The following is an 11958-nucleotide window of genomic DNA, read 5'->3' as shown; positions in this document are numbered from 1 at the left end:
TAAAGCAAAAACTTATGGAATGTGTGGAATTAGTGCCTAATGTTGCTGCTAACGGTGCGTGTAAGATGTGGAGGCTTTCTACAACATTATTGCAAAAAGACAATGATGTTGGAACATAGTGCAAGAATGTAGAAAAGTGTGGATGTAATAAGCAATGTAAGAAACAGGATTTGTTGAGCAGTTATTCGGGAAAAACAATATTCAGAAGTAGGCCAAGCGCTTGCCGTTGTAGGTGTATCTTGAATATTTGCAATTCTGACTGCTTTGTAAACTGGTGAAAGACAGACAGATTAACTCCTTGCCGTTGAAAAAATACCACACTCCATTTGATGTGCGGCTACGGCTCCTGGAGACATTAAAAAATATAAGATGCTAATGTTTAACATCGGGGCTACTTGCTGCCCTCATCCTTTAACGCAAAGTGTGGAACAAGGTTACTATTGAGTGCTGTACTACTTGCTGCCAACGCCAAACACAGGCTAGTTTTCCTCCTTTGGTCTAATTCCCTGAACTTCGGCAGCTGTTTACTTCAATGGTATTATCAGGAAAGCTCTGTACCCTATGGTGTTGCTGCCATACAAAAGCTGGGAAAGGGAGCACAGCTTTGCTGTAGACACCACAAAAAACACAGCTTATTTTCACGATGGCACTCATAAGCACTGCTAGGCAGATATTTTAAAGATTGCTGTCGGTAACAGCTTACTGCAAAAAAAAAGGCCCCGTTACCGGGGCTTTTTCATTGTTAGAAACGAGTGTCAGAGTTCAGAATTATTTTTTTATGATTTTGAGGGATTTGCTGCTAAGTCCATCACTGGCCTTCAGAATGTACAGGCCGGGCTGCAGCTGTGCCTCGTTCAGGTTTAGTCTTAGCGAGGTAGCATCACTGGTATCCAGGCTCTTGCTAAACTGCAGCTGCCCGGCCATATTAATGATCAGCAGATTTACTTTGCCCCTGAAGCTGCTTCCTAATTCTACCTCCAGGTAATCTGAGGCGGGGTTTGGGTAAGCGGTGAGTGCTGGTGTTTCATCAAAGCTGCTGGCCAGCTGCAAAGAGTCTGTACTGCCGTTGCCGGCGGTGCTGATCTCCTCTATGTCTGTAGTATCTGCTGTAGAGAAGCTGGAAGTGCTGCCTGAGTAGCTGTCGGTGCCCGCAGCAGCAACAGAGGCGGTGGAGGTGCTTGTACTGCTTCCTGTAAATAGTCTGGTATTTGGAATTGTCTGTTTGCTTATGCCCGGACCAGCCCATTTAACCGCCAGTGTTTCGCCGTTGATGTAATCGAAGTAAGTGACCCTGATGCTGTGCCTTCCTGCAGCCAGGTAAACAGAACCTGATCTTTCCTGTGCTCCGTGTGTGCCATCGTTGTTTACAACCATAGAGCCATCAATGAACAACTGACTGCCATCATCAGAGTAAGCGTAAAAGGTATAGGTGCCTGCAGCATCTATCTGAATCTGCCCCTCGTACACAAAGCCAAAGTAATCGCTCTGGGTCTTGGGAGAAATACTGAAGTTACTAATGGTGCCGGTTTTTACAACAGTAAGTTTAGAGAAGTCAGGAAGCAGTTTCCAGGGATTGCTGCTGCTGGTAGTGTAGTATTTATAGTTCAGCCCATTGGTCGAACTGGTGGTTGAAGACTTCACATTTACTACCACATCATCGTACCTGGTAGCACCGGCATTGTCTTTAGCGGTAAGTCGAAAGGTGTAGGTGCCTTCCAGCAGGTTGCTTAACGAAAGCGAAAGGGTAGAAGTACCACTCATTGTAACGGTAGCGCCGCTTATTTTGCTCCAGGCTACAGATGCAACAGTGCCATCAGCATCAGAAGCTGTACCGCTTAACGTAATGCTGTTGGTTGGCAGGGTAATGGTTTTGTCTGATCCTGCGCTTACAGTAGGTGCAGCATTGATGGTGGTGCTGCTCCCTTTGAATAGCTTACTGTCTGGTATTGTCTGCTTGCTGATGCCGGGGCCGGAGTATTTCACAGCCAGGGTTTCTCCGTTTACATGTTCAAAATAAGTCACTTTAATGTTGTGCTTACCGGCAGCAAGGTAAACAGAGCCTGATCTTTCCTGTGCAGCATGAGCACCATCGTTATTGGCTACCAGATTTCCGTTGATGAAGAGCTGGCTGCCGTCATCGGAGTAGGTGTAGAAGGTATAAGTACCTGCTGCATCTATCTGTATCTGCCCTTCGTAGAGGAATGCAAAGTAATTGCTCTGGGTTTTAGGCGACAGGCTAAAGTTGCTGATGGTACCTGTTTTGGCAGGTGTAAGACTGGAGAAGTTAGGCAGTACCTTCCAGGGGCTTCCACTGGTGGTGGTGTAGTATTTGTAGCTGAGCCCATTGGTAGTGGTAGAGCTGGTCTGCGACTTTACAGTTAGCACCACATCATCAGTCTTGGTGGCACCGGCATTATCTTTGGCCGTAAGGCGGAAGTTATAGGTACCTTCCAGCAGGCTGCTAAGCTTGAGCGAAAGGGTGGAAGCGCCGCTCATGCTGGCAGAAGGTCCGCTTACTTTAGTCCAGGTGGTGGAGGCAATGCTGCCGTCAGCATCAGAAGCTGTGCCGCTAAGGGTAATGCTGTTGGTTGGCAGCGTGACTGACTTGTCTGATCCTGCTGAAACAACAGGCAGTTGATTATCGGTACGTACGGAGCCGCTGAACTCAAAAGCACCTGCATCGTAGCTGCTGCCCTGTGGGCGTGAGGTTCCCTTAAAATCGAAGTTAAAGTAGGTGAGGGTTTTGCCTTTATCAATGGCAGGGCTCGTTTGCTGTAGCTGGTAATTGCCTGTAGCGGCATCTACAAAATACGCATCCTTTACAGTGGCAGCATTAACATTGTTGCTCTGCACGTACTTAATATCGCTGTGCACAATGTTGAGGTAGTTGTAGGAGCCTGTGCTGGTAGCGGTAAGGGTGCCGGGTGCTACCATCAGGTTGTTGTAGAAGGTGTTCCCAACCGAGTTACGTGAAAGCATGCGAATGCTGTACTTGCCGCTGGAAACAACCGTATTATTATGTACATGGTTGCCGCTGTTGGGTAGAATAGGAGTGCGCTCATCAATAAAGATACCATCGCCGCCAGACCTTACCACCAAATTGTTGTATAAGTACAGATCTGCAATGCCAAAGCTGCAGATACCCATGCCTTTGCCCTCAATTACGCTGTTGTTATAGTATTTACCGGTGCTGCCGCCACCTATCATCAGGCCATTGATCTGGCTCGACTGGAAGGGATCCTGCCCATAACGGTAGATTGTATTGTTGTACACCGCTACATCTTTGGTTGCGGAAGAAACCTGCAGGCCATCGGCACCTGTATTTTCAATGCGATTGTTGTAGATACGCAGACCTTCTATCACGTGGGGGTATAAGGTGCCGCAGCTTGATGATTTTCCACCATAGGAAGTGCTGCCAATGTACATGCCTTCGCCATAGGTGTCGTGTATGTAATTATCGTGAATGGATACATTGCGCATGGTAAAATTAGCCCTGTGATACTGGTTGTTGGTGCAGGTGGGGTCAATTTTAGAGATGATGCCTGCAAAGCCGGCATCGGCAATTTCAACATGGTCGATCTCAAAATCACTTTCCGAAACACCCATGGCAGATCCCTTAGGGGCAGTGCGGATCAGGAAACCATACTTATGTGCAGGGTCTCCGCTGCCTGTAACCCTGAAATAGCGGCTGTTCTCGAATATGAAGGTGCCCTCCTGTGTGGTATTATCAAATATTACTTTGCCGCCACAGTTGATAAAGGTAATGGGCTGTTCTGCTGTGCCTTTGAAGCCCATCAGCTTCAGTCTTCCGCGCACACCCGCTTTGATACATACTGTGCTGCCAGGTTTGATGGCTGGTACATCGCTGGCTTTGATATAACCCTGTGATGTGCTAATGGTATAGTCGCATCCGCAGTCCTGGGCCAGTAGGGGGGTGGAGAGAAGGAATAAAACAGTAAGGATAAAGCCTGTAATAAATTCTTTTAAATATCTGGCAGATAAATATGTTTTCATGCAGCCGTCTTTAAAGCAATGGTTTTAATAGTGTAGCTTCAGCTTCTGCGAGAGACTCCTTACCAGGGTGTTGTGCTTCCTGTAAGTGCCTGATCAAGAGATTTTTGCTGAACTATTGCAATATTAAAGCCATGCAGCTCACGAAAAAATTGCCGTGCCTTTTGTTGGGACAGATCGTTAGTAAATGCCGTAGTTTAAAAAATGTGTGGTCTTGAAAGCTGCCTTGCAGTTAAATTAAGCCTGAGTTTTGTGGAAGGCTTCTACAGACCTGAATTGTTTTAGTACTCAAAACAGCAGAATAGTACAATGGTGGGGAAATCTGTGGAGCGAATGTGCAATGTAATGTTGGGGCCAGGAGTTTACAAAAAAGGAGGAAATAAGCATTTTTCCTGATTTGCTGCTAACGGCTAATACTTTAGTAGTACAATTTTGGGTAAAAATGCTCCCGTGAAAGAAAGCATAGTGGGTGATTACAGTATGGTTTTAAGTGCAGGTGCTTTAGCTCAAAAAAAAGTTGATGCCTGCGGTGAATTAAAGAGACAGAAGGGCGTACAGAAAATATTGGGTGAAAAAAAGACAGGGCTTTTATGCCCTGTCTCTGAGTTGTGCCTCTATTTTTTTTATGTCGATTGCGCTGCAGCTGCCACAGCCCCTGGGACAGGCCGCCCCCTTACTAGGCTTAAAGTTGCTGTAGAGGAGCTTACCAATGTAGCCCAGTGCAATAATAAAAAGTAGCCAGACTAAAATATCCTGAATCATATTACGAAAGGGTTTGGTAAACAAGCAGGGCAGATACATAGGCCAGTGCAGTCATGTAAGTGAGTTGCAGCAAAGGCCATTTCCAGCTGTTGGTTTCCTTTTTAACAATGGCCAGGGTGCTGGTGCATTGCATGGCAAAGGCGTAGAATACCAGGAGCGAAAAGGCAACGGCAAGGTTAAACCTGGGGCCACCTGTGGCAGGATTAACTTCGGCCTGCATCCTACTCCTGATCGTATTTTCGTCGTCGGCACTGCTGCCCACGCTATAGAGGGTTGCCATGGTACCAACAAACACTTCGCGTGCTGCAAATGAAGAAAGCAGGGCAATGCCAATTTTCCAGTCGTAGCCCAGGGGAGCAATCACAGGCTCCATAAATTTACCTATGGTACCTGCGTAGGAGTGCTCCAGGCGTACAGAGGCAAGTTTATCATCCAGGTTTTCTTCGCCGCTGTGTTGTGCTATATAAGCATTTTCTGCCTGCTCCATCCTGTCACCGGGGCCGTAGGAGGCCAGTACCCATAGTATAACAGAAACTGCAAGTATTATTTTACCAGCCTCAAATACAAAGGTCTTTGATTTTTCTACCGTCATCAGCAGCACATTGCCCCAGCGCGGCCAGCGGTACGCCGGCAGCTCCATAATCAGGAAGCCACTTTTTTTGGTTTTGATGATCAGCTTCATCAGCAAGGCCGATACAATGGCTGCTACAAAGCCAAGCAGGTACATGCCCATAAGGGCCAGCCCCTGCAGGTTTATAAACCACAACACCCGCTCTTCCGGTACTACAAGGGCAATCAGAATTGTATAAACAGGCAGGCGTGCAGAGCAGCTCATAAAAGGGGTAACAAAGATGGTAATCAGGCGGTCTTTCCAGTTGTCGATACCGCGTGTAGCCATAATGGCCGGTACGGCACAGGCAAGGCCTGAGATCAGGGGTACTACGCTGCGGCCGTTCAGGCCTACCTTACGCATCAGTTTATCCATCAGAAACACCACCCTTGCCATATAGCCGCTTTCTTCCAGCATAGCGATGAGTACGAACAGAATGGCAATCTGCGGAACAAAGATGATAATACCGCCAATGCCCGGTAAAATACCTTCTACCAGCAGCCTGCTAAGCCTGCCATCGGGGAGGTTTTGCTGTAAAAATTCTGTAACCCTGGCAAAAAGGATGTCTATGAGATCCATGGGCACAGATGCCCATGCAAAAATTGCCTGGAACACCAGTGTTAGAATGCCAAAGAAGATCAGGTATCCCCAGACTTTATGGGTTACCCACTTGTCTATCTTTGCCGAGGCAAAGCTGCTGCTATCAGTATCGGGCCGCTTGATAGCCTTTTCCAGCACCTGCTGAATCCTGGCATACCTTGCTTTGGTTTCTTCTATCTGCAGGGCTTCAGGGTTTATTTTGCCATGGTCCCTGATGGCGGCCAGCTGGTCTTTTTCAAGCGGAGACAGAAAGCGGAGTCCTTCTGTGTGTTGCAGCAGCTGGTAGGCTTCATAATAGGTACTACGGTCAAAACACTGCCGTGCTTCTGCAATAGCCTCCGGGGCAAGCGGAAGTACATTATAAAACGGAGCAGCATTGGCACTGACTTCCTGCTTCAGCACTTTTTTAAGCCTGGCCAGCCCTTGTCCGTTGCGGGCATTCATGCAAACAATGGGAATGCCACCCAGCAGTTTGCTTAATTTTTCAGTATCTACTTCTATTCCACGCTTACTGGCCATGTCGGCCATGTTCAAAACCAGCACCAGCGGCAGGTTCATATCCAGGAGCTGGGTTACCAGCAGCATGCTTCTTTCCAGGTTACTCATGTCTGCAACTGCCACCACCACATCCGGATAGTCGTCTACCTGTTTGTTCAGCAACACATCCAGCACTACCTGCTCATCTGTGGAGCGGGGGTAAATGCTGTACGTGCCCGGCAGGTCAATTACTTCTGCAGCTTTGTCTTCTCCTAAAGTACATTTCCCGCTTTTGCGTTCTACCGTTACACCCGGATAGTTGCCCACTTTCTGGTTAAGGCCGGTAAGCAGGTTGAACAGGGTGGTTTTTCCTGAATTTGGGTTACCAACCAGGGCAAGGGTAATGGATGGCTTACCAATCTTTGGCGGGGATGCTGTAACTGTTTGTGTACTCATGCCACCTCAATTAGTTGTGCCTCGTCTATCCTTAGCGACAGGCTGTAACCGGATATCTGCACTGAGATGGGACATCCCAGTGGAGCTTTAAAATTATATTTTATAGTCTTACCCGGCAGGAGCCCCATTTCCAGCAATTTTATGGTTAAGTCAGATGACTTAATGTTGGTAATGGTGGCTTTATCACCGGGCTTCAACTGGTCTAAGGTTGTCATACACCGATAACTAAAACATCACTGTTTTCATTCAACGCAAGTTACTTATTATTTAGAGAGATTCTAAATAAATAGCGCTAATATAGAAATGCTTTTCGATCCGGGGCCTATAACTTTTTACTGAAGCTCCTGTTGATATATCTTCAGGCTATGTTCTACACAACAGAACAGACATCTATATTATCAAGAAGAAAACATGGAATCTCTAAAGGGAAAGAATGCACTTGTAACAGGTGCGGGAAAAGGTATTGGCCGGGCAGTGGCAGTTGCTCTTGCACGCGAAGGTGTAAATGTTGGCCTGCTGGCCAGAACGGCTAGCCAGCTAAAAGAAGTTGCAGCCGAAGTAGAGGCACAGGGGGTGAAAGCCGCCGTGGTAACTGCCGATGTAGCCGATATAAAAGCAGTAAACGGGGCTGTAGAGCAGGTGCTGAAAGAGCTTGGCAGCATCGATATCCTCATCAACAATGCCGGTACCGCAAGCTTTGGTAAGTTTCTGGAGCTGGAGCCCGAAGAATGGGAACGCAATGTTAAGGTTAATCTTTTCGGGGTGTATTATATGACCAGGGCCGTACTGCCAGACATGATAGAGCGCAAACAGGGTGACATCATCAACATTTCCTCTACCGCTGGTTTGCGTGGTGCGGCTGTTACCAGTGCCTACAGTGCTTCTAAATTCGGGCTTATGGGCTTAACTGAGTCCCTGATGCAGGAGGTGCGGAAGCACAACATACGGGTTAGTGCCTTAACCCCCAGCACCGTTGTAACCGACCTGGCCTACAGCCAAAACCTGATTGGCGGAGACCCCGAGAAGGTAATGCACCCCGAAGACCTGGCAGAACTGATCATCGCCCAGCTGAAGCTGAACCGCCGTGTATTTATCAAAGAGGCAGGTATGTGGTCTACGAACCCCTAAACTGCCTTTGTCATATCATTCAATTGCAGCTTTAATGCAGCCACATGAGCTGTAACATCAGGATCAACAATGTTTAACTCATTTTTCAACAGCCATCAAACTATGATAGGAGACTTATGGTACAAAAATGCAATCATCTACAGTCTTGACCTTGAAACCTTCATGGATCTGAATGGAGATGGTGTTGGCGATTTCGAGGGCCTTACCCGGCGCCTGGATTATCTTCATGCCATGGGAGTGGATACGGTATGGCTGGCACCCTTTCAGCCAACACCTAACCATGACAACGGCTACGACATCAAAGACTATTATGGGGTAGATCCCCGCCATGGCTCCAGTGGTAACTTTGTGGAGTTTATGCATCAGGCCAAAAAACGAGGCATCAAGGTAATCATAGACCTGGTGGTAAACCATACTTCTGATCAGCATCTGTGGTTTCAGGATGCCCGCAGCAGTGAAGATGCCATGCACCGCGACTGGTATGTATGGTCTAAAAAGAAACCCGAAGACTGGGATGAGGGTATGGTTTTTCCAGGTGTTCAGAAAACAACCTGGACCTATGATAAAAAAGCCAAAGCCTATTACCATCATCGCTTTTACCACTTTCAGCCAGACCTGAACATAGATAATCCGGAAGTAAGAGAAGAAATTACCCGTATTATAGGCTACTGGCTGGAGCTGGGGGTGGCAGGCTTTCGGGTAGATGCTGTTCCTTTTCTGCTGGAAACACAGAATCCGGGAGAAACCAGCAAGGAGATCAGGTTTGAATACCTGCGTGAGATACGAAGATTCTTACAGTGGCGCAGGGGCGATGCCATTTTACTGGGCGAGGCTAACGTAAAACCAGAGGATACCAAGGATTACTTTGGTAATGAAGGAAACGGTATTCACATGATGTTTAATTTTTATGTTAACCAGTACCTGTTTTACGCCCTTGCCACGGGTGAAACCAAACCGCTGATCAAGGCACTGGAGGAAACCAGGATAGATATACCCACTAACCAGTGGGCTCATTTTTTGCGTAACCACGATGAGCTTGACCTTGGGAGGCTTTCAGACGAGGAGCGCCAAAAAGTATTTGCCCGCTTTGCTCCCGAAGAACATATGCAGCTGTACGGGCGGGGCATACGGCGGCGTTTAGCCACCATGCTTGGCAACAGGCAGCAGACAGAACTGGCCTATAGCCTGATATTTTCTCTGCCGGGTGCACCTGTAATTCGCTATGGAGACGAAATAAACATGGGTGATGACCTGGAGCTGGAGGAACGGAATGCTGTACGCACCCCCATGCAGTGGTCAGAAAGTCCGCAGGCAGGATTTTCGAAGGCCGATGAGCTGGTGCATCCTGTTATTGACAAAGGGCCTTATGGTTACAAGCACGTGAATGTAGAAAACCAGCGCCGCACACCGGATTCTATGCTCAACTGGATGACGACGCTCATCAGGCTGCGCCAGGAGTGCACCGAAATTGGCTGGGGAGACTGGAAGATACTGGACACTGGTGTTGAACAGGTGCTGTGCATGCACTATAACTGGAAGGGGAGCTCCCTGGTTATTCTCCATAATTTCGACGAAAAAGCCCATGAAGTAAGCCTGAAACTTGAGCGTGATGGAGAAACAAAACTCGTAGACCTGATGGTTGAGTACGAAAGTGTTGCCGAAGACAGCGGGATACACAATATTACCCTGGATGCTTTCGGTTATCGGTGGTTCCGGGCTGGTAATCTCGAGCATTCCTTTCATAAAAAAAATAGTTAAACTTTGAGCAGTTTACTTTAGGGGCAACCCAATGCTAAACCCATAAAAGAAGCCCCGGACACGTTCCGGGGCTTTTGCTTTAACTATTTGCTTAGGCTGACTAAGCTTTGCTCTTTTCTTTGTCTTTAGGTTCCATTTGCTTATGCATGGCTTTTGCAGCCAGGTCATCAGATATAAGCTTGGTGCCAGCTACCATGGCTTTGTTCTTAAAGCCAGAAATGATTTTCTCATCTCCCGACATCAGGGCATCATAGCCATCTTTGGCAACTTTTGCCGGATCGGCCAGGCTGCCATCCTGTACCATCTTGGAGTTTTCCATATCTGCTTTTCTGAAAAAGTCGGTATCGGTGGCACCGGGCATCAGGTAGGTAATCGTTACATTTGTTTCTTTGTTTTCTTCCTGAATAGCCTCGGCAAAGGAAGTAATAAAAGCTTTGGTACCGTGATACACTGCCTGCAGCGGACCTGGCACTTCGCCTGCAATGGAAGAAACCAGCAGGATCTTGCCATCATTGGCCACAACCATCTCCTGCAGGTACTTTTTAGTGAGGGTTACATAGGCACCAATATTCAGCTGAATGATATCCAGCTCTCTGTTGATATCAGTATCCACAAACTCACCGTACTGACCCTGCCCTGCATTATTCACCAGCACATCTACCTTTATGCCTTTGGCTTTTACCTCATCATAAATCTGAAAAGGGGCTTCGCGTTTAAAAAGGTCTTTGGCAATGCTTACTACCTCAATATCATACAGCTGCTTTAGCTCTGAGGCTGTTTTATCGAGCTCCTGCTGTTCGGGTGCTACTATAATCAGGTTATACTGGTCTTTAGCAAACAATTTTGCCAGCTCAAAACCTATCCCTTGTGTTGCTCCTGTGATCAGGGCATATTTATTACTATTTGACATGGTTTCTTCTTTTATGTTTTTAATTCTATAAAAGAGTCTACGAAACCAATGCTTATGGGTTTGATGTGCTATCCGCTCAAGCGCTGTGTGCCGATGCCAGCTTGATAGACTGCATGGCTGCCCACTGGCTGATGTCCTGTTTACTGAGGGCGCTGGCCATCAGGTCCGGGAACAGATCTGGTGTGCAGGCAAATACCGGGATGCCGATAGAGGCAAAATATTCTGCATTCTGATGATCGTAGGAGGGAGCCCCGCTGTCGTTAAGCGCCAGTAGGGTAACCACCTGTACGCCGCTGTTCACCAGCTGGGCAGCGGTTTTCTTCATTTCTTTTTCATTGCCCCCTTCGTACAGATCGGTAATAAGCACCAGCACAGTATCTGTTGGCCGTGTGATGATCTGCTGACAATAGCTTAGGGCCTGGTGAATATCAGTACCGCCACCCAGCTGTACCCCGAACAGGAGCTCCACAGGGTCCTGCAGCTCTTCGGTTAAATCGGCAACGGCAGTATCGAACACCACCATTTTGGTATTAACAGCAGGAATAGAGGCCATTACTGCGCCAAATATGCCTGAGTACACCACCGAGCTGCCCATGGAGCCGCTCTGATCAATGCACAGCACAATGTCTTTAAGGGCTTTACGCTTGCGGCCAAAGCCAATGCGCACTTCCGGAATAATGGTGTTGTACTCGGGCTGGTAGTGCTTCAGGTTTTTACGGATGGTGGTGGGCCAGTCTATTTCATTATGGCGAGGCCTGCGGCTGCGGGTGGAGCGGTTTAAGCTACCTGTAATAGCCTGCTGGGTTGGGGCTGCCAGCTTTTGCATCAGCTCATCCACAACTTTGCGCACTACCTGCCGGGCGGTGTCTTTGGTTTTTTCGGGTATTACCCGGCTTAGGGTCATGAGGTTGGCTACCAGGTGCACATCGGGTACTACCGCCTCCAGCATTTCGGGTTCCATGAGCATGGAGGTAAGGTTGAGGCGCTTAAGGGCATCCTGCTGCATGATCTTCACCACGGTGCCGGGAAAGTACTCCCTGATATCGCCCAGCCAGCGGGCAACATTAGGGGAGGAGGCTCCCAAACCACCTCTGCGGCTGCCGTTGTACAGTGCCTCCAGGGTTTTATCGATGCCACCCTCCAGCTGCGATAGCTCCATTGGCAGCTCTTCTTTGGTTTCGCTGCCCAGCACCAGGCGCCATCTTTTTAATTTTTCTTCGTTCATTTGCTTAAGCCTAATCGCCTT

At 47.9% G+C, this 11958-nt stretch carries 8 protein-coding genes; 3 read left to right on the top strand and 5 right to left on the bottom strand.

From position 1 onward, the window contains the following. Positions 1-768 precede the first annotated feature (768 nt). Complete coding sequence (locus KWJ01_RS18750; RefSeq protein WP_224998551.1) at positions 769-4014, bottom strand: PA14 domain-containing protein; 3246 nt, start codon at positions 4012-4014, stop codon at positions 769-771. Positions 4015-4461: 447 nt separating this feature from the next. Between KWJ01_RS18750 and KWJ01_RS28075 the strand changes: the two genes are divergently transcribed. Next, positions 4462-4749 (top strand): hypothetical protein, encoded by a 288-nt coding sequence (locus tag KWJ01_RS28075; RefSeq protein WP_255651141.1) that lies wholly within the window; start codon positions 4462-4464, stop codon positions 4747-4749. Positions 4750-4774: 25 nt separating this feature from the next. On the opposite strand, the gene feoB is transcribed toward KWJ01_RS28075, so the two are convergent. Both feoB and KWJ01_RS18735 read right to left on the bottom strand, forming a co-directional pair. Beyond that, complete coding sequence (gene feoB / locus KWJ01_RS18740; RefSeq protein ID WP_224998549.1) at positions 4775-6916, bottom strand: ferrous iron transport protein B; 2142 nt, start codon at positions 6914-6916, stop codon at positions 4775-4777. Continuing rightward, positions 6913-7131, bottom strand: a complete 219-nt coding sequence (locus KWJ01_RS18735; protein ID WP_224998548.1) for a FeoA family protein — start codon at positions 7129-7131, stop codon at positions 6913-6915. Before KWJ01_RS18735 ends, feoB begins: the two co-directional genes overlap by 4 nt. 196 nt (positions 7132-7327) lie before the next feature. Between KWJ01_RS18735 and KWJ01_RS18730 the strand changes: the two genes are divergently transcribed. Both KWJ01_RS18730 and KWJ01_RS18725 read left to right on the top strand, forming a co-directional pair. Then, a complete protein-coding gene (locus KWJ01_RS18730; protein WP_224998547.1) occupies positions 7328-8044 on the top strand; it encodes a 3-ketoacyl-ACP reductase in 717 nt (238 codons plus the stop codon). Between the two features lie 102 nt (positions 8045-8146). Beyond that, on the top strand, positions 8147-9802 hold the full coding sequence (locus tag KWJ01_RS18725; protein ID WP_224998545.1) for an alpha-amylase family protein: 1656 nt from the start codon (positions 8147-8149) through the stop codon (positions 9800-9802). Between the two features lie 100 nt (positions 9803-9902). Here the strand turns inward: KWJ01_RS18725 and KWJ01_RS18720 are convergent, their stop codons facing one another. Both KWJ01_RS18720 and KWJ01_RS18715 read right to left on the bottom strand, forming a co-directional pair. After that, the gene (locus tag KWJ01_RS18720; protein ID WP_224998543.1) at positions 9903-10712 is read right to left on the bottom strand and encodes an SDR family oxidoreductase; all 810 of its coding nucleotides are present in this window, start codon (positions 10710-10712) and stop codon (positions 9903-9905) included. 76 nt (positions 10713-10788) lie between these two features. After that, positions 10789-11937: a VWA domain-containing protein gene (locus KWJ01_RS18715; protein ID WP_224998541.1), complete on the bottom strand. Its 1149-nt coding sequence runs from the start codon at positions 11935-11937 to the stop codon at positions 10789-10791. Between the last annotated feature and the right edge of the window lie 21 nt (positions 11938-11958).

The sequence above is a fragment of the Cesiribacter sp. SM1 genome (assembly GCF_020178975.1).
Lineage (GTDB): Bacteria > Bacteroidota > Bacteroidia > Cytophagales > Cyclobacteriaceae > Cesiribacter.
The sequence above is the reverse complement of the archived record's forward strand: the minus strand, read 5'-3'. Positions and strand labels throughout refer to the sequence as shown.

Bases quoted from the DNA above. Each gene is read 5' to 3' on its own strand.
- KWJ01_RS18750 (WP_224998551.1), bottom strand. From the start codon at position 4,014: ATGAAAACATATTTATCTGCCAGATATTTAAAAGAATTTATTACAGGC.
- feoB (WP_224998549.1), bottom strand. From the start codon at position 6,916: ATGAGTACACAAACAGTTACAGCATCCCCGCCAAAGATTGGTAAGCCA.
- KWJ01_RS18735 (WP_224998548.1), bottom strand. From the start codon at position 7,131: ATGACAACCTTAGACCAGTTGAAGCCCGGTGATAAAGCCACCATTACC.
- KWJ01_RS18730 (WP_224998547.1), top strand. From the start codon at position 7,328: ATGGAATCTCTAAAGGGAAAGAATGCACTTGTAACAGGTGCGGGAAAA.
- KWJ01_RS18725 (WP_224998545.1), top strand. From the start codon at position 8,147: ATGATAGGAGACTTATGGTACAAAAATGCAATCATCTACAGTCTTGAC.
- KWJ01_RS18720 (WP_224998543.1), bottom strand. From the start codon at position 10,712: ATGTCAAATAGTAATAAATATGCCCTGATCACAGGAGCAACACAAGGG.
- KWJ01_RS18715 (WP_224998541.1), bottom strand. From the start codon at position 11,937: ATGAACGAAGAAAAATTAAAAAGATGGCGCCTGGTGCTGGGCAGCGAA.